This window comes from Rhodopirellula europaea 6C (assembly GCF_000338295.1).
Lineage (GTDB): Bacteria > Planctomycetota > Planctomycetia > Pirellulales > Pirellulaceae > Rhodopirellula > Rhodopirellula europaea.
Genome location: NZ_ANMO01000228.1, coordinates 17,476 through 43,158, shown reverse-complemented (window position 1 = coordinate 43,158; position 25,683 = coordinate 17,476). Strand labels below are relative to the sequence as shown.

The 25,683-nt window shown below is 55.3% G+C and carries 20 protein-coding genes; 17 read left to right on the top strand and 3 right to left on the bottom strand.

Going from position 1 to position 25,683, the window contains the following annotated elements:
* Window positions 1–62 precede the first annotated feature (62 nt).
* Entirely contained in the window at window positions 63–1,976 is a 1,914-nt protein-coding gene (locus tag RE6C_RS24250) for a DNA gyrase/topoisomerase IV subunit B (RefSeq protein ID WP_008660858.1), read from the top strand.
* Window positions 1,977–2,087: 111 nt separating this feature from the next.
* Here RE6C_RS24250 and RE6C_RS24245 read toward each other — a convergent pair whose 3' ends face one another.
* Window positions 2,088–2,648, bottom strand: a complete 561-nt coding sequence (locus tag RE6C_RS24245) for a shikimate kinase (protein WP_008660857.1) — start codon at window positions 2,646–2,648, stop codon at window positions 2,088–2,090.
* Window positions 2,649–2,674: 26 nt separating this feature from the next.
* Here RE6C_RS24245 and RE6C_RS24240 point away from each other — a divergent pair, with 26 nt between their 5' ends.
* A complete protein-coding gene (locus tag RE6C_RS24240) occupies window positions 2,675–4,006 on the top strand; it encodes a hypothetical protein (RefSeq protein WP_008660855.1) in 1,332 nt (443 codons plus the stop codon).
* 135 nt (window positions 4,007–4,141) lie between these two features.
* Window positions 4,142–5,137 carry a DNA integrity scanning protein DisA nucleotide-binding domain protein gene (locus tag RE6C_RS24235; protein ID WP_008660854.1) on the top strand — a complete coding sequence of 332 codons (996 nt, stop codon included), beginning with the start codon at window positions 4,142–4,144 and terminating at the stop codon, window positions 5,135–5,137.
* A 394-nt stretch (window positions 5,138–5,531) separates the two neighbouring features.
* Here the strand turns inward: RE6C_RS24235 and map are convergent, their stop codons facing one another.
* Complete coding sequence (gene map / locus RE6C_RS24225) at window positions 5,532–6,329, bottom strand: type I methionyl aminopeptidase (protein ID WP_008660853.1); 798 nt, start codon at window positions 6,327–6,329, stop codon at window positions 5,532–5,534.
* Window positions 6,330–6,652: 323 nt separating this feature from the next.
* Here map and RE6C_RS24220 point away from each other — a divergent pair, with 323 nt between their 5' ends.
* The 3 genes from RE6C_RS24220 (at window position 6,653) to RE6C_RS24210 (ending at window position 12,573) form a co-directional block, all read left to right on the top strand.
* The gene (locus RE6C_RS24220) at window positions 6,653–9,586 is read left to right on the top strand and encodes a secretin N-terminal domain-containing protein (RefSeq protein ID WP_039963288.1); all 2,934 of its coding nucleotides are present in this window, start codon (window positions 6,653–6,655) and stop codon (window positions 9,584–9,586) included.
* Window positions 9,583–11,274, top strand: a complete 1,692-nt coding sequence (locus RE6C_RS24215; protein ID WP_008660850.1) for a GspE/PulE family protein — start codon at window positions 9,583–9,585, stop codon at window positions 11,272–11,274. Before RE6C_RS24220 ends, RE6C_RS24215 begins: the two co-directional genes overlap by 4 nt.
* Window positions 11,275–11,358: 84 nt before the next feature.
* Window positions 11,359–12,573: a type II secretion system F family protein gene (locus RE6C_RS24210; protein WP_007328284.1), complete on the top strand. Its 1,215-nt coding sequence runs from the start codon at window positions 11,359–11,361 to the stop codon at window positions 12,571–12,573.
* Between the two features lie 141 nt (window positions 12,574–12,714).
* On the opposite strand, the gene RE6C_RS24205 is transcribed toward RE6C_RS24210, so the two are convergent.
* The gene (locus RE6C_RS24205) at window positions 12,715–13,509 is read right to left on the bottom strand and encodes a helix-turn-helix domain-containing protein (RefSeq protein WP_390175928.1); all 795 of its coding nucleotides are present in this window, start codon (window positions 13,507–13,509) and stop codon (window positions 12,715–12,717) included.
* Window positions 13,510–13,797: 288 nt separating this feature from the next.
* Between RE6C_RS24205 and RE6C_RS24200 the strand changes: the two genes are divergently transcribed.
* The 11 genes from RE6C_RS24200 (at window position 13,798) to RE6C_RS24150 (ending at window position 25,489) form a co-directional block, all read left to right on the top strand.
* A complete protein-coding gene (locus tag RE6C_RS24200) occupies window positions 13,798–14,967 on the top strand; it encodes a zinc-dependent alcohol dehydrogenase (protein WP_039963287.1) in 1,170 nt (389 codons plus the stop codon).
* 154 nt (window positions 14,968–15,121) lie between these two features.
* Window positions 15,122–15,529: a D-ribose pyranase gene (rbsD, locus tag RE6C_RS24195; RefSeq protein ID WP_039963299.1), complete on the top strand. Its 408-nt coding sequence runs from the start codon at window positions 15,122–15,124 to the stop codon at window positions 15,527–15,529.
* A 42-nt stretch (window positions 15,530–15,571) separates the two neighbouring features.
* Window positions 15,572–16,561 (top strand): D-ribose ABC transporter substrate-binding protein, encoded by a 990-nt coding sequence (locus RE6C_RS24190; protein ID WP_008660844.1) that lies wholly within the window; start codon window positions 15,572–15,574, stop codon window positions 16,559–16,561.
* A 53-nt stretch (window positions 16,562–16,614) separates the two neighbouring features.
* Window positions 16,615–17,214, top strand: a complete 600-nt coding sequence (locus RE6C_RS24185; protein ID WP_236618485.1) for a DUF2291 family protein — start codon at window positions 16,615–16,617, stop codon at window positions 17,212–17,214.
* Complete coding sequence (locus RE6C_RS24180) at window positions 17,211–18,746, top strand: sugar ABC transporter ATP-binding protein (RefSeq protein ID WP_008660841.1); 1,536 nt, start codon at window positions 17,211–17,213, stop codon at window positions 18,744–18,746. The genes RE6C_RS24185 and RE6C_RS24180 overlap by 4 nt, the downstream gene beginning before the upstream one ends.
* Window positions 18,740–19,711: an ABC transporter permease gene (locus RE6C_RS24175; protein WP_008660840.1), complete on the top strand. Its 972-nt coding sequence runs from the start codon at window positions 18,740–18,742 to the stop codon at window positions 19,709–19,711. Before RE6C_RS24180 ends, RE6C_RS24175 begins: the two co-directional genes overlap by 7 nt.
* Before the next feature lies 1 nt (window position 19,712).
* Window positions 19,713–20,660 carry a ribokinase gene (gene rbsK, locus RE6C_RS24170; protein WP_008660838.1) on the top strand — a complete coding sequence of 316 codons (948 nt, stop codon included), beginning with the start codon at window positions 19,713–19,715 and terminating at the stop codon, window positions 20,658–20,660.
* Entirely contained in the window at window positions 20,657–22,102 is a 1,446-nt protein-coding gene (locus RE6C_RS24165) for a DUF1593 domain-containing protein (RefSeq protein WP_008660836.1), read from the top strand. The genes rbsK and RE6C_RS24165 overlap by 4 nt, the downstream gene beginning before the upstream one ends.
* 79 nt (window positions 22,103–22,181) lie before the next feature.
* Window positions 22,182–23,513, top strand: a complete 1,332-nt coding sequence (locus RE6C_RS24160; protein WP_008660834.1) for a DUF1593 domain-containing protein — start codon at window positions 22,182–22,184, stop codon at window positions 23,511–23,513.
* A 124-nt stretch (window positions 23,514–23,637) separates the two neighbouring features.
* On the top strand, window positions 23,638–24,519 hold the full coding sequence (locus RE6C_RS24155; protein ID WP_039963285.1) for an NAD-dependent epimerase/dehydratase family protein: 882 nt from the start codon (window positions 23,638–23,640) through the stop codon (window positions 24,517–24,519).
* A gap of 52 nt (window positions 24,520–24,571) precedes the next feature.
* The gene (locus RE6C_RS24150; protein ID WP_008660832.1) at window positions 24,572–25,489 is read left to right on the top strand and encodes a ThuA domain-containing protein; all 918 of its coding nucleotides are present in this window, start codon (window positions 24,572–24,574) and stop codon (window positions 25,487–25,489) included.
* The last annotated feature ends 194 nt before the right edge of the window (window positions 25,490–25,683 follow it).

Here is a 25,683-nt window from a genome sequence, read left to right as displayed (position 1 = left end):
TCGGGCGGCCAGCCTGAACGCATTCACTCAATCAATCCTTCGACTTTCAACGTCTTCACTTCATGTCCGTTGCACCGAAAGAATACAACGCCAAAAACATCACCGCGCTGGAAGGCCTCGAGCCTGTCCGCAAGCGTCCCGGCATGTACATCGGTGGTGTCGGCTCGGCTGGTCTTCACCACTTGATTTGGGAGATCGTTGACAACTCCGTCGACGAGGCCATGAACGGTCACGCGTCTGAGATCACGGTGACTCTGCATAAAGACGGCGAAACGATTTCGGTCAGCGACAACGGTCGTGGGATTCCCGTCGACAAACACCCCAAGACAAAGAAATCTGCCTTGGAAATGGTGCTGACTGTTTTGCACGCCGGCGGCAAGTTCGAAGGCGACAACTACAAGACGTCTGGCGGTTTGCACGGTGTCGGTGCGTCGGTCGTCAACGCGCTCAGCAAAGAACTCGTCGCGATTGTCAAGCGTGATGGCGTCCAATACCGGATGGCTTTTAGTCGTGGTCAAGCGACTTCAAAGCTGCAGAAACTTCGCGGCACCGTCCGTGGAACGGGAACCTCGATCACGTTCACGCCCGACCCGACGATCTTTCCGCGAACGACGTTCAACGGTGACACGATCAAGCAGCGATTGGAAACGGCCAGCTTTCTGCATCGCGGTGTGAAGGTCACTTACATCGACGAAGTCGCGAAGACCCGCGATACGTTTTTGCATGAAAACGGCATCGTGGATTACCTCGGGAAAGTCATCAAGGAACGTGAGGCTCGCACGATTCACGAAGCACCGTTCACCTACCGGGTCGACGATGACGACCGGGTGGAAGTCACACTTCAGTGGACGGAATCGACTGACGAACATGTACGCAGCTACGTCAACGGGATTCCAACCGGCAGCGGCGGCACCCACGAAAACGGTTTTCGAGGCGGCGTCGTCAAAGCGGTTCGAAACCACATCGACACGCACAGCCTGACTCCTCGCGGTGTGAAGATCACACACGAAGACATTCGCGAAGGATTGATCGCGATTGTTTCGATCTTTGTCTCCGAGCCTCAATTCCAAGGTCAAACGAAGGATCGCTTGAACAACCCCGAAGCTCACGGGTTGGTTGAATCTGGTGTCCGAAGTGCGATGGAACAATGGCTGAACAACAATCCCTCGGTCGCCGATGCGGTGATCGCGCGGATTGTCGCCGCCGCACGAGCTCGCGCCGCATCGCGTGCCGCAAGCGAAGCGGTTTCGCGAAAAGGTGGTTCGAAGCGAACGTTGTTGCCAGGCAAGCTTTCGGATTGCGTGTCCGGTGGCAAAGGCAAGTCCGAATTGTTCATCGTCGAAGGTGACTCGGCAGGCGGGAGTGCAAAGCAAGGCCGCGACCGAAACTGCCAAGCGATCCTCCCTCTGCGAGGTAAGGTGCTGAACACCGAGTCGGCGACGCTGAAGAAGATTCTGGACAACAAAGAAATTCAGGACATGATCGCGTCTCTCGGTTGCGGCATCGGTCCGTCGCTCAACCTGGCGAACTTGCGATATGACCGAATCATCTTGTTGGCCGATGCTGACAGCGATGGTCACCACATCACAACGTTGTTGCTGACGTTCTTCTACCGTCACATGCCAGCCTTGATCGCGGACGGTCGGTTGTTCATCGCGGTTCCGCCGCTGTATCGAATCGACATCGGCAAAGAAACCTTTTGGGCAGCCGACGAAGAAGATCGTGAGCGGATTTTGGCCGAGCACAATGGTCGAGCGACGCCAGAGATCACACGCTTCAAAGGATTGGGGGAGATGATGCCCAAGGTTCTTTGGAACACAACGCTGGATCCGACCAAGCGGACTTTGTTGAAGGTCGAGATCGATGACCACTTGGAAACCGATCGCACGATCAGCGATTTGATGGGCCGCGATGCATCGGCCCGGTTCCGGTTCATCATGGAGCGAGCCGAAGACGCCAGCGAAATTGACGTCTAGACCGTAGGATGGGTTCCCAAACCCGTCGAATCCACGCTCCAGCGACGGTTTTGGAAGACCATCGTACAACCCCGCCTCGTACGATGGTCTTCCAAGACCGTCGATCTGGTTCTAGTTCGGGGCTCGTCCGATGCTCGGCGGGCACGCTTTCAAGACTTCCTCCACAATCTCGTCCATGGTCCGATGGCTGGTATCCACTCGCAAGTCCGCGGACGCACGATAAAGCGGTTCACGTTTCGTCATCACTGACTGGACTTCATCGAACACCGACTGATCAGTCAGCGAAGGTCTACGTTCGGCAGTGGTCGCGTCACCCGCCAACCGTGCGACCAAGATTTCTGGTTCCGCGTCCAGCCAAACGCACCAGCCGGAGCCTGCGATGATGTTCCGGTTTGCTTCGCGAAGGATCGTGCCTCCGCCGAGTGCGATCACGTGTGTCGGTCGCTTGGCAACCTCCACCAACGCAGCTTCTTCCCGGTCGCGAAAACCGACTTCGGTTTCCTCCGCGAAGATTTCGGCGATCGATTTTCCTGCGGTCGATTCGATCACATCGTCCAAGTCGACGGCTGGCAGCGACAGCTTCTGCGCTAAAAGTTTCGCAAGCGTACTTTTGCCGCACCCGCGGTAGCCGGTCAAATAGAGGTGCTGAGGTTTCACTTCGTCGTTGTTCATGATGCGAAACGCTACCAGCCCACGGTTTGATTGAGAAGTCCGAAGGGAATGAGATGAGTTGGATTGCAAAAGTGACACTGGCCGTGGTGCTGATCATCGGGTTGGCAGTTCAAGCCACCGGGCAGAGCGACCGTGTCGAAGCGGCAAGCGATGAGACCGCTGAAATGGAATCGGATGCTCTCTCTCGAACCCGATCCGCAGTTGACGCCGATGACGTACCGAAAGCTCTGGAAGGAGAATTCGACACGCGGGACATCGCCGCCGCGACGGCTTGGGCGGATCAGTTGCACCTGGCGGATTGGTTGGGGCCGCTCGCTCCGCTGGCACTATCGCCTTTTTTTGGCGTCGCTTGTTTATCGGGTTTGTCGCTCTGGGGACCGGACTGGATCACCGACAACGCGCTGTTGGGATCAGCCGGGCCACTTCGCAGCGTTCCGCTGTTCGCGGTCTTTTCCGTGCTGGCGGTTTTGACCAGCGTTCCTCGGTTGTCCAAGGTTAGCAAACCGTTTGCTCAGGCGATGGATCAGCTGGAGGCGTATTCAGTCATCGTCATCTTGTTGGCGATCAAAATCACCGCTTCGATGACAGCGGATTCGGTCGGCACAGACGAGGCTCAGTTGGCGGCCGAAGCGATGCCGGTCTATACGGCGGGGATTTTCAGCTTCACCGCCAACGCGTTGTTGCTGGTCGCGATGACGGTCAACATGCTGGTGATCAACAGCGTCAAGTTCTTCTTCGAGTTTCTGGTATGGTTGACTCCGTTTCCAACCGTCGATGCCATCTTTGAGGTCTGCAACAAATCGCTTTGCGCGGCTTTGATGGCCGTGTACGCGCTGAGTCCCACGCTGGCGACCGTCTTCAACTTCGCAATCCTGTTCGTTGCCGCGTTGATCTTTCGCTGGGCCGCCCGCCGGGTGAAGTTCTACCGAACGATGTTGCTGGACCCGGTTCTGGCAAGAATTTGGCCCGGATTCGCGACACCGGATCCACGCGGTGTGATCGTGTTTGCACAAAGTGCCGTCGGTCCCTTTCCCGCGAAAAGTTGCTTGCGATTGCGTCGTGGAGACGAGGGATGGTTGTTGACTCCCGCGACACCTTGGTCGCCGCTGTCGTGGGGATTGGGAAGCGACGGGCACGTTCTGCAATGTGGCTCCTCACCTCGATTGATTCGCGGATGGCTGACTCACTCCATTCACGCGGAAGCCGATGATGACGACGTGGTGTTGTTGAAGGTCAGCCGGCGTCATGACATGCACATGACAATCGTGTTGGAACAATGTGGTTTGATTGAACACACTGAAACGAACGAGTCGGCCGGTGACGCCATGCCTCGCGACAACGCAATCGAATTCGCATAGGCGGCGTGTCAGGCCGATGGCACCGATCGGTGACGCTCGACCGGAAATGACGCAAAAGTCGGGCTAAAACGGGCCTCAAACGGTCTCGGTCCTCTTTGGATGCGGACTTCATTGGACTAAAGTGGTGAACACTGATTGTTCCCCTTGGTCGACCGCATTGAATCCGGAGCCGCTGAAGACTCGATGGCCACGCAACGTTTGACCAAGCAGAATGCCGCGATGATCTCGGCCGCCGTCGCACTTCGAGCCGATCGGAACGCGGATGCGCTTTTGTTGTTGCTCGATGGCAGCACCGATTGGAAACGAATCTCTGAACTGACCGAAGCCAACGAGAACGTGGTCATCGTTGCCGTCGACACGATCGAAGATTTGGACGGTGCTGCTGAAGCTGGTCTGAAGCCGTTGGCACTGAACAAAGAAAAGGCTCCGCTGCTGGAACGGTTGCAAGAAGCTTTGTTGGAAGCCGCCGCGGATGAGCTGATCAAAACCAACGGCGAAGTCGTCGCGGTGTACAGCGGGTTCCAACAAGGCCGATTGGATTCGATCAGTCACCTGCAACTTGATGAGCGGATGCGTCGATTCACCGTTCGCGATCTGCAGACGCTCGAAAGCAGCGTTCCGCTGAAGACGATCAAAGCCGTCGTCGACTTGGCATCTCAAATTGGCCGAGAGGGCCGCGAAGGCAAGGCCGTCGGAACGATGTTTGTGGTTGGAGATCACCGCCGAGTCCTGGAGCATGCCAGTGATAGCGGAGCGGACCCTTTTCGCGGATACAACAAAAAGCACCGCAACATCCTCGACCCCAAGGTCCAGGAAGATGCCAAGGAGATTGCCCAGCTTGATGGTGCCTTTGTAGTCACCTCCGATGGCATCATCGAACGAAGCCGTCAGATGCTGGAGGTTTCACACGAAGACCTCAAGATGACCAAGGGCCTCGGATCGCGACACTGGGCAGCCGCCGCGATCACGCGGAAGACCAAAGCGGTCTCGGTCGTGGTCAGCCAATCGACCGGAACGGTGAGGCTGTATCAGAACGGCTTCCTGATCCTGCAGATCGTCCCGATGGACAAAGCGATCAAGTGGCAGGAGTTTGCTTTCGAGCCACCGCCGCAATCAGCCGACGAAAACTAAGCGGCGTGCGTTAGTGAGGCCGGTCCAGGTGGGCTGGCCTCTGAATTTATGCCGAGTTGGCATTTTCGATCGAGTAAGCGTCGCCCACGGTTCCTTTAAGAAAAGGGCCGTGCAGTTTTGAGTGCTGTGTTCGTGACGTCTTGCGAACCTCGCCCGTTGGCAATGGGCTTAGCGATTCTACTGTAGGTTGGCCACTCTTGGCCGACATCCGCAACTTGGACGGGCAAGAGTGCCCATCCTACAAGCGTTAAAACCTCGTTGACGACATAATCGGCAAGCCGCAGCAGGAGAGGTGATGTACGCGAAAGCAGCATAAATACGCGCATCAACAAACTGGATCGCCTCGAAAACCGGGGCTGATGCCCAAACGGCTAATCCAAATGCCGCGGCCCGTTTAGAACTTGTGTCCCTTTTGGGGACCGTCTTTGGTTTGAGTCAGAATTTCTGGGCCTGACTCGGTCATCAAGATCGAATGCTCGAACTGTGCCGATGGACGTCCGTCACGGGTTCGGACTGTCCATCCGTCCGCTTTGTCGCATTGGGTGTACCGCGATCCGGCGTTGATCATGGGCTCGATGGTGAAGCACATTCCCGGGAACAACCGATCAATTCGGCTTTGGCGGTTTGGGAAGTGTGGAATCGATGGATCCAGATGAAACTGTTTACCCAATCCGTGACCGACATATTCGCGAACGACGGTGAATCCGCGGCCTTCGGCTTCCGGCACCACGGCCTCGCCAATCGTTGCCACTCGGCAACCGGGGGTCAGAGCGTCGATGGCCAAGTGCATGCAATCAAAGGCGCACTGGGTGACGGCTCGTTTTTCGTCGCTGACTTCGCCCAGCAAGAACGTTTCGCTTTGGTCACCGTGCCAGCCATCGACCACCGTCGTGATGTCGACGTTGATGATGTCGCCTTCTTTCAACTCGTAATCGTCCGGGATTCCGTGACAGATCACTTCGTTGACGCTGGTGCAGCAGCTCTTGGGATACTTCTGGTACCCGAGCGTGGCGGCGCGATAACCATGACCGTACGTCCAATCGTGGATCATTTGGTCGATCTTGCCCGTCGTGATCCCCGGTTTGACGTGTGGCCGAACGTAGTCCAGTAGCGCCGCATTCGCTTGGCCGGCGGCCCGCATCATGTCGCGTTGGGTTTCGGAAAGGATCAGTTTTCGTTGCTTGGTCAGCATGCTGCTAAATGGTGTCAGTTCGGATGAATTGGGGCCATCAAAGGCACGGCGTCAGCATAGCAGGTTTGAGGTGTTGGCAAACCCAAACGGCCTTGGATCCCGGCCAAGTGAGGGATCCGGGCAGGAATGATCGGTACATTCGGCGGTTTCGATCAATCCGGAACGCCCTCGGTCGGAACTTTTGTGGCCCCGAAGGGTTAGTTCGATACGGAACGAGACCATTTGCTCGTCCGATCGCTTTTCCGGCAACTATCCTGGCACCCGAGTTTCCAGGCAAACGATTTTTACTTCGCCCAGCTCGGTCCCACATCTTATCTATCGAAATGAATCGAATTGTCTCCAACGCGACGCAAGCCGCTACTGCTTGGTCAACCCGAGGATGCAACCCCACGCAAGTGGAGGCTCGCTCTTTCCGGACCGTGATTCGAAGAAGCCTGCGTGCCAAATGGGCCCTTCGCGGTGCCGCTCTGGCTGGGATGATCGTCCTGAGCTCGGGGGCACAACACGCCGCCGCCCAGGAGGCAACTGCGTCCGAAGCAGCCTCCGCAAACGCGAGCGTTGCCACGAACTCCGACAAAGAATTGCAATTCAATTTCTCAGGAGCACCTTGGGGCGATGTCCTTCGTTGGTTCTCTGAGCAAGCCGATTTGTCATTGCAGATGGATTCGGCGCCGGCCGGAACGGTCAATTTCACCGATCCGACTCAAACCTATTCCGTTGGCGAAGGCCTGGATTTGATCAACCGGCTGCTGCTCGATCGCGGCTGGGCCGTTGTTCGTCGAGGTCGCATGCTGTTGCTGGTGGACTTGGAAGCGGAGAACGCGGAAAAGCTGATCAGCGAAATGGCCGAATTGGTCACCCCGGACACGTTCGACCAACGCGGAAACAGCGACATCGTTCGTTGCGTGTTTCCTTTGGGAGGATTGTCCCCAGATGAAGCTCGCGAAGAGTTGTCACAGATCATCGGGCCTTGGGGACGCATCAATGTCTTGGCGGGAGCTCGCCAAGTCGTCGTGACCGAGACGGTCGGCAAGCTGCGTATCATCGAGACGGTTTTGTCCGCCGCCGAGGAAGCTCAATCGAGCGTCGTTGAAATCGCGCTGGAGCATCGAGCTGCGGAAGAAATTCTGGAAGTCGCGCGTCCGTTGGTTGGTCTGGAACCGGGTGAGAATCTCGGCGAAGACCTGCGTATCTCGGTTTCGTTTTACGGCGACCGAGTTTTCGCGACGGGATCGCCCGCGAAATTGTCGTTGTTGAAAAGCATCTTCACCAAAGCTGACAAGGCGATGCCCGGCAGCGAAGACGCAGAAGAAGTTGAAATTGTCAGACCCGTGTTGAAAACGCACTCGGTTGCATCAGCAAACCTGCAGACCGCATTTGACGTTTTGCAAACGATGTTGGCCGGAACACCGGAAACTCGCATCGCTCTGGACACCAAACGTGGCGTCATCGTCGCATCGGCTCGTCCCGAGACTCAGCAGTTGATCTCCGACACGATCTCGGAACTCGAAGGCGACGGAGACAACTTTGCCATCATCAACCTGCGTCGTTTGGAACCCGCCAACGCTCTGCTGACGATCAACAAGTTCTTTGGCGTGACCGAAACGGGAGGCCAGGGCCCAACGGTTGATGGCGATCCAGAAACCGGACGTCTTTGGGTTCGCGGAACGGCGGCGCAAATCGAAACGGTCAAACGTCTCATCGATGAACTCGAGAACGATCCATTGGCCGGTGGCTTGGGTGAAAACGTTCGCGTGTTGCCAATGACCGGATCGTCAGCGAATCAAACGCTTCGGCAACTGGAAAGCTTGTGGCCGATGACCGGCCGTGAGAATCGATTGCGAGTGATCGTGCCAACGTCCAGTGATGACGACCAACTACAAGATGGAAGCCGAGACACACAGCCGATCCGTCAGCAATTCCAACGCGATCTGGATCAAGAAGCGTCTTGGAAACAACGCGAATCGCACGGTAACGGTGAGTACTTGGTGCGAGCCTTCGACGAGTTGGACGTCAATGAATCGGATAGCTCGGAATCTGCGGATGACGAATCCGATAGCGAAGTCGCCGGCCCGAAACTGTTGCAGGATGATTCTGCCAATCCACACGCTGGTGCTGAAATCGTCGTTCAAATGACTCCCGCTGGTTTGGTGATTGCATCGAAGGACAGCGAAGCTCTCGACGCCTTTGAGCAATTGCTCAGCTCCATCAGCACATCGTCAGGAATGGCCAGCGACTTGCCGACCATCTTTCGTTTGAAGTACATCAAAGCCGACGTCGCATCAGAATTGATCGCCAGCGTTCTCGGTGGATCGGAATCGTCGTCCGGATCGCTGACTGAATCCGTCATGGGCGGACTCGGCGGCGGGATGCTGGGCGGTTTGTTGGGCATGGGCGGTGGTGGTGGCGAAGAGGTTTCGAGCAGCCGATCGATCTTGACCAGTCGTGGCAGCGTCAACATCGTTGCCGACGGTCACTTGAACTCATTGATCGTTCAAGCCAGCCCCGCGGACCTCGAATTCATTCGGCTGGTGATCCGAGAGATCGACCAAGAGGAAAGCCCCGAGTTGGTGCGGACGGTTCCGCAGCCCCGGCTGATTCCGGTAATTTATCAAGAGGCTTCGGACGTTTCCGCGATCGTGAAAGCCGTTTTTGCCGAGAAGATGTTCCAAGAACAGAGCAGCGGTGGCGGCGGCGGAGGCCGGCAGCCTTCTCCCGAAGACATCATCAATGCGTTCCGTGGTGGACGCGGCGGACGTGGCGGCGGCGGTGGCGGTGCTGAAAAGCCCAAGAGCGAACCGACCAAGATCATTGTGGCGGTTGATGAACGCAGTAACGCTTTGGTCGTGACCGCCACACCTCAAGACTTCCAGCAAGTCCAAGAACTCGTTGAGATTCTGGATCAACAAGGCATGGAACAAGAAGAACAGACCGTTGTCATGCCAATCGCAGGTGGCGTGCGTGCAGAAGTGTTACAACAAGCGTTGGAGTCGATGCTCGGCATCAAAGCCACCACGGCAACATCGACTAGCGGAGGTTCCAGCAGTGGGTCATCCGGTTCATCTGGATCGGCACCCACCGGTTCGTCGCAGGAAGACATCCAGCGTCGTATTGAATTCTTCCGATCACGGTTCGGCGGTGGCGGCGGAGCTCCAGGTGGCTTCGGCGGACGTGGTGGCACGACCGGACGTGGAGGTGGCGGAGACACAGGTCGCGGTGGTCGCGGCGGACAAACAGGCGGAGGACGAGGAAGATGATCATGCATGCTGGCGAGATTCTGCAACGACGCGGATTGCTGACGCCCCAACAATTGGAACAAAGCCGCAACGGCGACCCTCAATCGGTCGTCGACAATGCGGTGACCCTGGGGTACGTGTCGGCGCGAGATGCCCTGTCCGCGATCGCAGATGAGGTCGGCTTGGAGTTTCGCGACCTTCGCACGTCGGAAATTGATCTGTCCGCTTTGGAGGGATTCCCGCAAAAACTGATCTATCGCCACTCCATGTTCCCGATCGGTTGGGACGACGGCGCGCTATTGGTTGCGACGGCAGACCCGTTTGATCTGTATCCACTCGACGAAGCCTGCGCGACGACCGGTAAAACGGTCGTGCCCGTTGTTGCTGAGCGAAACGAAATCAGCCGTTTGGTGAAGAAGCACCTCGGTGTCGGTAGCGAAACAGTCGAAGGATTGGTCGCGGCGGCCGGCGACGAAGAAGTCGAATTGCTGGAGGGCATCGAGACCGACGGCAGTGAACTGTCGGAGATGGCTCAGGAAGCCTCTGTCGTTCGGCTGGTCAATGAGATTTTGATCGAAGCAGTCGATTCGCGAGCCAGTGACATTCACATTGAATCGCAATCCGATGGTTTGGTCATTCGTTATCGGATCGACGGGATTTTGCATCCGCAACCGGTTCCTCCGGAGATCAATCGTTTCCAAGCGGCAATCATCAGCCGCCTGAAGATCATGGCTCGATTGAACATCGCCGAAAAGCGATTGCCTCAAGACGGTCGGATCAAACTCCGAGTCCACGGACGCGAAGTCGACATTCGTTTGAGTGTGATCCCCATGATCCACGGCGAAGGCTTGGTCATGCGTGTCCTCGACAAATCATCGATGGTGTTTGATCTTCAAGGACTCGGGATGTCCAAAGAGATCTACGATCGGTTCAGCAAACTGATCAAGTTGCCTCACGGGATCGTCTTGGTCACTGGTCCAACGGGTAGTGGTAAGACGACGACGCTGTACAGCAGTTTGTTGGAAATTCGCAGTCCGGAAAACAAGATCATCACGACGGAAGATCCGGTCGAGTATCAGCTCGATGGAATCAACCAGATCCAAGTTCACTCGAAGATCGGTCTGACGTTCGCCGCGTCGCTGCGAAGTATTCTGCGTCACGACCCTGACATCGTGCTGGTCGGGGAAATTCGTGACTTGGAAACCGCCGAAAACGCGACGCAAGCTTCGTTGACCGGTCACATGGTGTTCAGCACGCTGCACACCAACGATGCCGCCGGTGCATTTACGCGGATGGTCGACATGGGCGTCGAACCGTTCTTGGTCGCCGGTACGGTCGAAGCTGTGATGGCTCAACGTCTGCTTCGCCGGTTGTGCCCTCATTGCAAGGAAGCCATCCGGCCTGATCGTGACGATTTGCCGAAGGATTTTCCTTGGGATGAGATCGCTGGCAAAGAAATCTATCGCAGCGTCGGTTGCCGTGAGTGTCGCAACGTTGGCTACTCCGGTCGTTTGGGGATCTACGAACTTCTCGTCAGCAGCGAACACATTCGTGAAATGGCTCAGAACCGCGCCAGCAGTTGGGACATTCGCCGCCAGGCGGTCAAGGAAGGCATGCGAACACTACGGATGGATGCTTGGGACAAAGTTGTCGCTGGTGTGACCAGTGTTGACGAAGTTCTTCGAGTGACGAAGGGCGAAGCTCTCTAACTCATCCTCGCCACGGCTTTTCCTCGTCGATAAGCCTTTCACCCTCCGCTACCAAGCCCGCCTGCTTCCCGCCTTTCGACAACCATGCCAACGTTTCAATACACCGCACGAGACATGACCGGTAAGAGCGTCCAAGGATCGCTCGAAGCCGCGTCGCAGCGCGAAGCGACGTCGTTGCTAACCGGACGTGATTTGTTCCCAACCAAGATTGCGGAACAAACTTCTGGTTCGGGTTTGTCGATCTTTGGTAAGAAACGCAAGAAGGTCAAAGGCCAAATCATGGCCACCTTCTATGGCCAGCTCGCCTCGTTGCTTCGCAGCGGTGTGCCGATGATCCGTTCGTTGACCATTCTTGGGGAACAATCCAGCACGCCGGTCCTGGGCGAAGTGCTTGCCGAGATTCGTGGACGGGTCGAAGACGGTGAACCGATTGGCGACACGATGTCTCGCTATCCCGGTGTCTTCAGCGACATGGCGGTGAACATGGTTCGTGCCGGTACAGAAGGTGGATTTCTAGAGGACGCTTTGGACCGCGTCGGCGTGTTCACTGAACTACAAGAAGACCTGAAGGGACGCACCGTCAGTGCGATGGCCTACCCGGTGTTCTTGTTCACGATCGGTAGCGTTGTCATCTCCGCGTTGTTGGTGTTCTTCGTTCCCAAGTTTGACATGCTGTTTGATCGGCTACGTCAAAAAGGTGAAATGCCCGCGATGACGGAAGCGTTGCTGAGCTTCAGCAACTTTCTTCAGGGCTACGGATGGATCCTGATCGTTTTGGCGGTTGGGTTGATCATCTTTTTCCGCCAACAAATGCAGACCGAACGCGGGCAAGACATCTTTGACAAGGTGAAGTTGAAAGTTCCCGTGCTGGGCGACATTCTGATGAACCTTTCGGTCGCGCGATTCTGCCGCGTCTTGGGAACCTTGCTGGCCAACGGTGTTCCGATTCTGAAGTCGCTCGATATCAGTCGCACGGCGACGGGCAACCGATTGCTCAGCCAATCGATCGCGGACGCGAGTGAGAACATCCGCAGTGGTGAAAGCCTCGCGAAACCGCTTCGTCAGTCGGGCTATTTCCCGATCTCCGTGGTGGAAATGATCAGCGTCGGCGAAGAAAGCAACTCGCTCGACCGGGTGCTTCCCGAAATCGCTGATTCGTTGGAAAAACGAACGTTTCGGCGATTGGATTTGTTCGTGCGATTGCTCGAGCCGATCATGTTGCTCGTGATGGCGATTCTGGTTCTCGCCGTCGTGATGGCGTTGCTCGTGCCCGTCCTCAAAAGCAGCACCAGTCTTTAACGAGACAGTGATTTCAAGAACTAGCCGCTTGGCGTTAGCCACGGTTTCTGTTCTTAGCCACGGTTTTGTTCAAGGAATCGTGGCCAACTCCAAACGGCTAGTGCACTGGCTTAATGGTTGTCGCCACGCGAAGTCTCCGCGTCATCGATTGTTGAGACGGCATTCCTTTCGGAAACCGCGAGGTGTCATGCTGGTGACTTCTTTGAATGCGCGATTGAACCGACTCAGCGAATCAAAGCCGGCAGCGAATGCGATGTCGATGATTTGGTCGTTGCTCGAGATCAGCAATCGTTGAGCTTCGGCGACGCGATGACGTGTGATCAATCCATTCAGCGTCAATCCAAACGTCTTTCGAAACAGAGTCGATGCGTAGTCCGGATGAAGGTCAACGCATTCGGCGATGTCCTTGATTTGCAATCTGGATTTGAAGTTGCGAGCGATGTGACACGCCATCAATTCGGCTTTGGCAAGGTTCGGTGACGAGTTTTTCAGGCTCGCGTCTCGTGCGTCCGACGAGAGCACGGGATTCTTGCTGTACGATCGAGCCAAACGCAGCAGCCTGGCTTTGAGTTCGAGCAACACGAACTCACGCGTGTTCTCCGGATCGTTCGATACGTCCGAATGCCACTGTTGAAACAGGAACTTGTCGCGAGTCGCTGTGGTTGAATCACAGTCGCCTGACAACACGTTTCCCAGAATCAGTTGCGTTTGAAGGCTCTCGGGCAATCCCCATTGCAGGAACCATCCGAATGGAATCGTGATGACGTAGTAGTGCGTCACATCGCGAAACTCGACGATTTGATGCGGAACCGCGGCCCAGAACAGCGTGAGAGTGTGCGCGTCCACCGTGATCCGATTGCCACCAATCAAATACGTCAGTGACCCAGAGTCGAGAAAGTTGATCTCGATCTCGTCGTGACGGTCCGGACGCGGCATCGGAACCGGTTCCCACAGCTCACAGGTGAAACCGTAGGGGGCGAACTCAGGTCTTTGTGTGTCAAAATGTTGCATGGTCTAAGGATAGTGCAAGTCTGGCGAGCTTTCGAGGGAGAATGTGCGAATTCCTGGTGTATTGTTACTCCTGAAATTGATTTGCAACGAGAGCCCGTTTTCGCTTTTCAGCTATTCGACTTCATGATCGTCGATCATCCGACCTGCTGGCGGAATCGATCGGCGCGACACCGATAAAGTACTCCTCTTCAGATATCAGTTAGGACCTCATTGATGAGCGTAGTGAAACCCGAGTCCGTGCGTGCCGTTGCGATGACAGCGCCTGGTGCCACCGAAATGCGGACCTATCCCTATCCCACGGTGGATCACGACTCGGCCATCTTGAAAGTCGACATGTCCGGAATCTGCGGGACGGATCGGCACATCTTCAAAGGCGAAGCATCCGAGATTCGCGGAAAGTCGATCTTCCCATACGTTGGTGGTCACGAAGTGATCGGCACGATCGTCGAGATTGGCGACAACGCCGCGAAAGTTTTGGACTACGACAAGCAACTTTTGCAGGTCGGTGACCGCGTCGCGATCGCCGTCGAGGTCAATTGCGGGCACTGCTACTACTGCCGCAAGCACTACAACAACACAACGTGCCTGAACCAAATTCAAGCCTACGGGTTGCATCCCAACGCGGACACGCTTCCTTACTTGCGAGGTGGGTTTGCGGAGTACATCTTCATTCGGCCTGGCACACACCTGTTCAAAGTCCCCGACGAAATGTCGACTGACGTTGCCGTATTTGTGGAAGAGATGGCCGTCGCGTATCACAGTTTGGCAAGAGCCGCCGGCCCGTTTGCTCCGGTCAACGAAGGCTTTGGTCCTGGTTGCTCCGTCGCGGTGCTCGGCAACGGTCCACTCGGAATCCTTCACGGGATCATGGCGAGCATTCACGGTGCCGGTTTGCGAATCGCGACCGACTTGTCAGATTTGCGTTTGGAGAAAGCCAAGAACCTTTACGCAGACGTGACGATTAACGCATCAAAGGTTTCGACTGACGAACGGATCGCTCAGGTCCAAGAGATGACGGAAGGCGTCGGCCCCGACTTGGTGATTGAATCGGCGGGCGAACCCGAAGCGTTCATTGAAGCACTTCGAATGGTTCGAAAGGGCGGCACCGTCATCGAAGTCGGCAACTGGGTCGACCTCGGCAAACCTGTCGCTTTGGATGTCATGCGCCATATCAGTTCCAAGAACTTGCACATCCATTCCGTGTTCCACTGCGGAACCGATTGGCGCCCCGTGCTGAACATTTTGCATCAGCAATCAAATCGTTACGACTTTGCATCCTTGATCACGCATCGATTCAGTCTGGACGAACTCGTCGACAAGTTTGGAACGGTCACTGACTTTGATGAATGCTGTAAAATCGAAGTGATTCCGCACAAAAGCTGAGGTCACTTCGCGAATCCTCGTCGGCTGAATCAAACCTTTGTCGTTGCTTTCTTGCGAAGTTCCCGACGAGATTCGTCGTGTGGTTTCGCATCGCTGCAATGCGTTTGTTGCATCATCTTCACCTTTCAAACCCACTCGATCTTTCGCGAACTTCATGAAACGCACCCGATTACTCAACAGCGAGCTGTGCTATGAAATCAGCCGGCTCGGGCATACCGCATCGATCACGCTTTGCGATGCTGGTTTGCCGATCCCTTCGGGTGTGAAGCGGATTGATTTAGCAATCGAGGACGGCTATCCGTCATTCCTGCGAACGTTGGATGCAATCTTGAGCGAGCTGAAGGTGGAGGAGATCGTGATTGCTAGTGAGATGCATGACCGCAACCAATTGTTGTTTGAGCAGATGATGAAACTCTTCGAAGCTCATCTCATGGCGCCGAAGATCACCGAGGTTTCTCATGTCGAATTCAAGCAACGAACAGAGGACAGTGAGGCGGTTGTTCGCACAGGAGAATGCACGCCCTATGCGAACGTGATTCTGAAATCCGGCGTTGTGTTTTGACACCGCAATCATTCCCATTAACCTTCCAGTGAGACTTCATCGATGAGCCCAGGCAAGCAACCCAACCGATTCGCGAAATTCTTATTGTGCGTGTTCGCACTGCTGATCGGTGGATGTCGCAATGAAACGAAAAACGCTGATGGTTCGGCTGACTCCGATGCTCCCAAGAGGGTAGCGGTGATTGTCTCGACGCTGAACAACCCGTGGTTTGTTGTGCTCGCTGAGTCAGCCCGCGACAGTGCGATTGAGTTGGGATATGACGCGGTGGTGTTTGACTCGCAGAACGACCCCGCGAAAGAGACGGCTCATTTCGACAACGTGATCGCTTCGGGCTATTCCGCTGTCCTTTTCAATCCAACCGACGCGGACGGTTCGGTCGCGAATGTGCGTCGAGCGAAAGAGGCTGGCGTTCCGGTCTTTTGCATGGACCGAGAAATCAACGCGACGGACGCTGCGGTTTCGCAAATTCTGTCGGACAACTATTCCGGTTGCGTCGCGATTGGACAGCACTTCGTCAAAGAGGTCGGTGAGTCCGGCGAATATGCGGAATTGCTCGGTTTGGTGGGGGACAACAACACGAGGAATCGCTCCGACGGTTTCCACAGTGTGGTTGATCGCTATCCCGATCTGAAAATGGTTGCCCAACAAAGTGCAGACTTTGATCGCGCTAAGGCGCTGGAAGTCATGGAAGCCATTTTGCAAGCGAACCCAGACATCAAGGCTGTCTTTTGCGGGAACGACGCAATGGCGATGGGGGCCTATCAAGCGTTGCTAGCCGCCAACAAAGCAGAGCAAGTCAAGATCTTTGGTTTCGACGGTGCCGATGATGTGGTCGCCATGATTCACGAAGGAAAGATCACCGCAACGGGGATGCAGTTTCCAAAGCTGATGGCGAAAACCGCGGCGGAGTACGCCGATCGATATCTCAAGGGAGACCACGACCTTTTGCAAAAGGTACCGGTTGCCGTTGAGTTGGTTCACCAAGGGAATGCATCGAAGTTTGGTGACTTTGACGAAGAAGGTTCCGAGTGATTTCCCGTCAAAAAATATGGATCTCCCGCTTCGCAGTCGCCATTGGAATCTTGGTGCTCTTGTACCTGTTCCCTCTATTTCGCGTCGTTTCCCTGGATGATGCGAACGAGGCGTCTGCGAAAGCATCGGCGGCGAAGTTCGATCCGATCGTGTTCGTCGATCAGTTCTGGAACGACAAATTGCTGGCGTCGAAAGCAAACGCGGTCGATGCGTTGGAGTTGGTCAATGAAATACAAGCCAACCCCGGCAAAGTCCGTCAAGCACGCGGCCGGCAGGTGGGTTTGAGTCAATCGTATTTTTTGACTGTCACCGGTGTCGGGCGAGTTGTCTCGGTCGAAAAGAACTCTGTCGGGCTTGCAATCACTGATCAATCAGATGAAGCGGAGGTGGTTTTGGAATCGGGTATTCTGTTCGGCAACACGGTCCGAGACGGGACGGGTTTGTTGGATGTCAATGAATTCCAAAACACACAAGACTTCAATGCGATTTCAACGGAATTGAATCGGCGGATCGAAGCGGATGTGTTGCCAACGTTGCGAGACATTGCCACGCCAGGCACCGAAATCGAATTTTCCGGTTGCGCGCAAGTCAGCGATGAATCCACGGATCTGAATCCTCTGCGAGTGGTCCCATTCTTCGTGGAGGCAAAATGACTGTCTCCGGTGATTTGGTTCTCGAAGCCAAGAAGATTTCCAAGTTGTTTCCGGGCGTGAAAGCCTTGGACGGCGTCGATTTGACCTTGAGGTCAGGACGTTTGACCGCGTTGCTCGGCGAAAATGGTGCGGGCAAGTCGACGCTGATGAAAATCTTGGCGGGAGTTCAACCGCCCGATGAAGGAGAATTGTTGGTGGATCGCAAGCCGGTCCAGTTCACCGGTCCGCGGCATGCTCACGATCACGGAATCGCAATGATCCACCAAGAGTTGAGCTTGGTGCCGGACTTGAGTGTTGCTGAAAACATCTTTCTTGGACGCGAACCACTTCGATTCGAAACGCTGATCGACTATTCGGAACTCAATCGGCAAGCCTCGCAGTGGCTGAAACGGTTGGAGCTGGATGTCTCACCAACGACGCCCGTACGCCGACTTCGCGTTGGACAACAACAACTGGTGGAGATCGCCCGAGCGTTGGCGGGGAATGTTCGCATCCTGATCATGGACGAACCCACGTCGGCGATCACTGATCGCGAAACGGAAGTCTTGTTTCGCTGCATCGCTGACCTGAAGAAGCAAGGCGTTGCGATTGTCTACATCACGCATCGTTTGGAAGAGCTCGAGCAGATCGCCGACGACATCGTTGTGATGCGTGATGGTTGTTTGATCGGAACAGCTGAGTTCGGCGAGTTGAGTCACGACGAAATGGTCCGCATGATGGTCGGCCGAGAGGTGAAGGTTCTTTCCAAAGAATCATCCACCAACAAACACCCGGTACTGAGCGCGGGCAATATTTCGTTGAAGCACCCGACACGCCCCGGGGACTTCTTGGTCAATGAAGTTGACTTGCACGTTTGCAAAGGGGAAGTGCTCGGCATCTTTGGATTGATGGGTGCCGGTCGAACCGAATTGCTGGAGTGTCTGTTCGGTTTGCATCCGAAGACTTCGAGCGGAAACGTGAGCATTCACGACGAATGCGTTCGCCTGAAATGTCCCGCCGATGCGATTGCACATGGTTTGGCTCTGGTCCCAGAGGATCGCAAGCACGACGGATTGGTGCTGTCGATGAGCGTCGCTGAAAACGCGAGTCTTGCAAGTCTGAAACAGGCAGAAAGGTTTGGCTTCATCGACCGAGCGAAAGAACGCGAGCACACTCGGCGGTTCGTCGAACGTTTTCGCGTGAAAACGCCATCGTTACGAGAGAAAATTGTCAACTTGAGTGGCGGGAATCAGCAGAAGGTCATCTTGGCGAAATGGTTGGCGACCGGACCCGCCGTGTTGATGTTGGACGAGCCCACACGAGGAATTGATATCCATGCGAAGAACGAGATTTACACTTTGATCGATGAACTGACGACGGACGGATTGGCTGTGATCATGGTTTCATCGGAGCTGCCCGAAGTGATGGCGGTTTCGGACCGGATTTTGGTGATGTGCGAAGGACGTGCGACACAAGAATTTGATCGGGCGGAGGCCACCGAGGAGGCTATTCTGCAAGCCGCTCTGCCGAAAAGGACGTCGATTCCATGTTAGAGAACAAACGAGAACACCTCGCGAAATTTCAGTCGCTGATCGCATTGGCGGTGATGCTGATCGCGATGAGTTTGTTATCCGATAGCTTCTTCACGCCCGAGAACGGCCTGAATATCCTGCGGCAAATTTCAGTCAACCTGAGTCTTTCCATTGGGATGACTTTGATCATCTTGACCGGTGGAATCGACTTGTCCGTCGGAGCGATCCTGGCTTTGTCCGGTGCCGTCGCCGCTGGGTTGCTGAAGAACGGTATCGTGATTGAACCGCTCGGCGTGAAGCTGCAGTTCACCGTTATAGGTTCGATCGTGTCCGGGCTATTGGTTGGATCCGCAGCGGGTTTGTTCAACGGAATCGCGGTGACGCGATTCAAGCTGCCGCCGTTTGTGGCGACTCTGGGCATGTTCAGCATCGCTCGCGGATTGACCATGCTGTGGACCGGGGGATTTCCGGTCACGGGGCTTGGTTCATCGTTCGGTTACATCGGTACGGGAGTGCTTCTTGGAATCCCGGTGCCCGTTTGGATCACCGGCGGATTGGTCGGCGTGTTTGTGGCTCTGACACGGAAAACTCGCTTTGGACGCCATGTGTACGCCGTGGGTGGCAACGAAAGGGCGTCTTTGTTGACTGGTTTGCCCGTCGATCGGATCAAAATTGCTGTGTACACGCTGGGAGGCTTGCTTGCCGGCATGGCAGGACTGATCGTCACGGCTCGCTTGGATTCTGCACAACCCAACGCTGGATTGGGGTACGAACTCGATTCCATCGCCGCCGTCGTAATCGGTGGAACATCGCTGTCGGGCGGCCGAGGCAGCGTGATGGGCACGGTTCTTGGTTGTCTGATCATCGGTGTGTTGAACAACGGTTTGTTTCTGCTAAACGTTTCCCCTTTTTGGCAACAAGTGGTCAAGGGCTTTGTGATCCTTGCCGCCGTTGCCGTCGACCGCATGAGTCAAAGGGATCGCTAGCATGGACAACGCCCAAACCACTCGACCGAAAATCACCGTCGTCGGATCCGCCAACGTCGATCTCACTTTCCGCACGCCACGGCTTCCCGTTCCTGGTGAAACGTTCGCGGGACACTCGTTGCATCAAGGAATGGGTGGCAAAGGTGCCAACCAAGCTGTCGTTGCAGCGCGACTCGGTGCGGACGTTTCGTTTGTCGCTCGAGTTGGGAACGATGGTTTCGCAACTCAGGCCATTGATGCGTATGAGAACGACGGTATCAACACCAATTTCATTCGTCACTCCAAAGACCAACCGACTGGCACGGCTGCCATTCTCGTCGATGATGAGGCCGAGAATTGCATCATCGTGGTCGCGGGCGCCAACGCGGAGTTGTGCGCGGATGACGTCCGCTCGGCCAAGACAGCGATCGAAGCAGCCGACGTTGTGATCTGTCAGTTGGAGACGCCGTTGGAGGCTGCGATCGAAGCGTTCAAGATCGCTCGTGCGGCCAACGTGCTCACGATGCTTACACCGGCACCAGCCAAGCTTGTCACAGATGAATTGCTCGCGTTGAGTGATGCATGCGTTCCCAACAAAACGGAGATTGCCGCAATCACGGGCAACGCGGTCGAGACAGAAGCTGATTGTGTTTTGGCCGCCCAAACACTGATGCAGCGAGGCGTTCGGCAGGTTGCACTGACGATGGGCGGCGAGGGCGTTCTGACTCTCGACCATTCCGGGATGTCTCGAATTCCGGCGACGCAGGTCAAAGCGGTCGACACGACCGGCGCAGGCGATGCCTTCACCGGTGCATTGGCAGTCTCGCTCGCCGAAGGTTTGCCTTTGTCCGACGCTGCCAGCCGCGCGGCAATCGTTGCTGCCATCTCGGTGACACGCATCGGGACGCAAACATCCTTTCCGTCGCTCGATGAAGTCAATCGCTGGAATCAAACTGGACCAATTGAATGATCAACCTCTTCAAACTTTTGATCGTGCTTTTCGCAATATCCTCGCTCGCCATCGCTGACGACGGTGCCGCTTCGAAGGCACGGATGGTGGTGCTAACAGATATCGAAGCGGACCCGGACGACACTCAGTCGCTGGTTCGACTGTTGCTCTACGCGAATTCGATCGATATTCAAGCGATTGTGGCGACGACGTCCGTGCATCAGAAAAATCGAGTGGCGCCAGAATCCATTCGACGTGTCATCGACGCGTATGGCAAAGTCCAACCCAATCTGTTGAAACACGAGGCCGACTTCCCCACAGTCCAATCGTTGCTCGACCTGGTTACCGAAGGGCTACCGCTTTACGGAATGAAGGGCGTCGGCGACGACAAAGATTCGCCTGGGTCGAGCCGCATCATCGAACTGCTGGATAACGATGACGATCGACCGCTTTGGATCTCTGTTTGGGGCGGCCCGAACACGCTGGCTCAAGCATTGTTCCGAATTCGCGAAACACGTTCGCCGGAGCAAACCGTCCGGCTGGTGAAGAAGTTGCGTGTGTACACGATTTCCGATCAAGACGATTCGGGCATATGGTTGCGGAACGAATTTCCCAATCTGCAATACATCGTCAGCCCTGGGCGTTACGAGCGTTCGACTTGGGGAGCAATCAATCAAGTCATTGACGGGATCGACAATACAACGATCAGCAACGAATGGTTCGCCACCAATATCCAGCAATCTCACGGTCCCCTCGGAGCCGCCTACCCTGACGTCGCTTGGGGAGTCGAAGGCGATACGCCAGCCTATCTCGGCCTGATTCCCAACGGACTGAATGTTCCCGAGCGGCCGGATTGGGGCGGGTGGGGCGGACGGTATGAACTGTCCCAACCAACCGATGAAGAAATCCAAGTCGGCCGCGAGGTTCAGGGCGGCGTTCCGATCAAGCCAGAAACACGAACGATTTGGACGAACGCCGACGATACGTATCGACCTCGCGTTATTCGCGAGTACGGGCGTGCCGAACGTCCCGACGACGAGGCTCACACGGGCAATCGGGTCACCTTGTGGCGATGGCGTGACGATTTCCAGAACGATTTCGCGGCTCGCATGGATTGGTGTCTCTCAAGCTACGAAGACGCCAACCATCCGCCCGTCCCTGCTCTCTCTCATCCAGAAACATTCACCGTTGATTCCGGGGAAGCATTCAGGCTCGACGCCGGCGGAACGACGGACCCGGACGGTGACAGCTTGAGCTTCACCTGGATGCAGTACCCCGAAGCGGGTTCGTCCTCCGACATCAAAGTCGACTTTGGAATCTTTCCGGAAAACGTCTACCAGGTAACCCGGCACGCTCCCAAAGTTGACCAGCCTGAGACGATGCATTTTATCTTGAAAGTGACGGATCGCGGCACACCCCGGCTCACTCGATACAAGCGTGTGATCGTGACGGTTCGACCATAGTGATGTCCGGTTGCAATTAAGAACATCGAATGCCCAACCCGATTCCTTTCTAACGAATTTGAAGCGTTGAATATCCCCTATGATCCACTCTATTTTATATCGAGCTGTTGCGATCTCGTTCTTCATCGGTCTGACAACGGCGTCTTCTGCCGACTATGCCAAACCTCGAATGATTGTGACGACCGATCTGGGGGCCGATCCGGATGATGATCAGTCGCTGGTTCGACTGCTCGTCAGTGCGAACGAATTTGATATCGAGGGTCTTGTCGTTTCAACGGGATGCTGGAGAAAGACGCAAAGCAGTACTGAGATGCTGGACAAGATTGTCGAAGCCTACGGCGAGTGCTTCGACAACCTGAATGTTCACGCCGAAGGATTCCCGACACCAGACTATCTGCGGTCGATATCAGTCATGGGACAACTTGGCTATGGCATGAGCGATGTTGGCGACGGCAAAGATTCACCTGGATCGGATATGATCATCGCTTCTGCGGACAAGGATGACCCACGCCCAATTTGGATCGGCGGTTGGGGTGGGACAAACAACGTCGCACAAGCGATCTGGAAAGTCCGCGAGACACGATCAAAGGACGATCTGGAAAAGTTTCTCGCGAAGCTTCGAGTCTACGACATCCTCGGCCAAGATGATGCGGGAGCGTGGATTGCCAAGAATTTCCCGCAAGTCTTCTACATTCGGGCAACGAAGGTTTACGGTTGGCAGCCGCCGAAGAATGGTGATTACCAGAAGAATGACATTCAGAGTCATGGGCCACTCGGTGCGGTGTACCCGGACACAAAGTGGGCGACGGAAGGCGACTCGCCCGCCTTCATGCACATCTACCCAAATGGCTTGAATGATCCTGACCAAATTGATCAAGGTGGGTGGGGCGGACGATTCAGCTTCGAAAAGAAGACCAGTATCAAAAGCATGTCTGGCGTGAAAAACGAGGAGCGAAAATTCGATCCGTATGAGATGTGGGGAAATACTTCCGATGGAACCGAAGCGATCAAACGCTGGAGCAATGGCTATAACAACGACTTCGCGGCTAGAATGGACTGGAGTGTCACGAACGAGTACTCGGACGCCAATCATCATCCAGTTGCTGTTTTGAATGGTGACACGACTCGCAAGGTAAAACAGATATCCGTCGAAGCTGGTGCGAGCGTCTCGCTGAACGCGATGGGAACCAAAGATCCAGATAATGACAGAGTCAGCTACTCATGGTCGATCTACCAAGAACCTTCTACCTACAAGGGCGACGTTGCGATTAAAAACGCATCCTCCGAATCCGCCGAGATCTCCGTTCCAATTGACGCGACCAAGAAAGCGATCCACGTGATCTTGGAGGTGTATGACGATGGTCGGCCGGTCTTGTATTCCTATCGTCGGATGATTCTGAACGTACGATAGCGACTCCCATCCGTTGGTGAACGCATTTGCCTCTTTTCCGTCTTCGCCCCTCCTTGACGAAGGGTAAACGCAATTTTAAATCGGATCAGTCGGACGACTTTGGCCCTCAACAACAAGAAGCAACATGAGAATAATTTGCACCGGCGGTTCAGGTAAAGCAGGACGCCACGTGGTGACTCATCTGAGAGATCAGGGGCACACGGTGATGAACCTGGACCTCGTTCCGGCGAACATTGACGGCGTTTGGGACATGACCGTCGATCTCACCGATGCGGGACAAGTCTTTTCTGCGATGTCAGGTATCGTCGGCTTCGAGGACTTGGATGCGGCCAACGTCCCGCGCACCTTTGATGCGGTGGTTCACTTTGCCGCAGTTCCTCGCATTCAGTTGCGTCCCGACCCAGAATGCTTTCGCATCAACACCGCATCGACATACAACGTGCTGGAGGCCGCGGTAAAGTTTGGCATACCAAAAATCTTGCTTGCCTCGTCCGAGACCACTTATGGAGTATGTTTTGCGCACGGCGAAGTCAAGCCGAACTATGTTCCGGTGGACGAACAGCATCCCACCGTCCCGCATGATGCTTACGCCATGTCGAAGGTTTGCAATGAAGCGTGCGGTCGTAGCTTCCAAGCTCGTTCGGGCACGGACATCTATGCCTTGCGAATCAACAACGTGATTGAACCTCATGAGTACGAGGAATTGGTTCCTCAATGGAACAGCGATGCTTCATGCAGACGTCGCAACATCTTCGCGTATATCGACACGCGTGACCTGAGCCACTTTGTGGAACGTGCTTTGGCGACCGATGGACTTGGGTATCAGGTATTCAACGTTGCCAACGAAGATTCTTCGGTGGGAATGTCGAGCGCCGAAGTGATCAAGGATTTCTACGCCGATGTCCCTCAGCGACGGGAGCTTGGTGAATACGAAACGTTCTATTCCATCGACAAGGCAAAAGAGATGCTGGGATTCTCACCGCAATCACGCTGGCGAAACGCGTGATGATTTCCTTTGCAGTTCTTCCCTATCCCTTTCAACAACAGGTTATCGCATCATGAACAGTGCATTCCGTTTTCGTTTTGTCACTCTTTCGTGCATGTTGGTGACGTTGCTGTGGGGGAGGTCGGCGGTTGGGCAAGAGAAGATTGACGTGTTGTTGATCACGGGCCAATCGTCCAAGTACCACAACTGGCAAGTCCAAAGCACGGCATTCGAACGAATTCTCAAGGACGCTGGGTTGTTTGAAGTGAAAACGCTGACGACCCCCGCATCAGGCGAAGACATGTCAGGGTTCGATCCGGTGTGGAGCGACTACGACGCGGTGTTGCTGGACTACGAAGGCGACGATTGGCCCGATGCCACGAAGAAGTCGTTTGAAGAGTACATGAAACAGGGAGGTGGCTTGGTCGTCGTTCACGCAACCAACAACGCATTCCCGCAGTGGCAAGCCTTCCTTGAAATGACCGGGTTGGGCGGCTGGGGGGGACGCACGGAAGAGTGGGGGCCGAAGGTTCGTTGGCGGGACGGAAAGACTGTCTTGGACATGTCTTCAGGTACCGCCGTGCACCCGTCCCGTCATGACTTTCCGGTCGTCTCCCGTGCACCGGATCATCCGATCATGAAGGGGTTGCCATCGATGTGGATGCATGCAAACGACGAGCTGTATTCGCAACTTCGCGGACCCGCAAATGATTTGACCGTGCTGGCGACCGCGTCGGCAGTCACGTCGATGCGCAACGGAACCGGCGAGAACGAGCCTATCTTGATGACGATCCAGTACGGAAAGGGCCGTGTCTTTCACACCACGCTCGGGCACGTCGCTCCCAATCAAACGGAACCGGTCGACTCGCTGCAGTGTGTCGGGTTCATCACGACTCTCCAGCGTGGCACGGAGTGGGCAGCTACCGGAACAGTCACCCAAAAGGTTCCAGAGGATTTTCCAACCGCAGATCACACCTCACTTCGTCAATAGTTCATTACTCATTCACTAGCCCGGAGCGAGGTTCCGGTGCCGCTGCCGATCCCGAAGACAACGTCAAAATTGGGCATGAGCAGGGGACGAGTTTTTACGAACTGAAGGACGCTCAAGCTTAGAAATTGACGAAACGAACTGGTGGTGCCGGAAGGTTTAGCAAACAACATTTGCCGCAAGAATGGATTTCACGA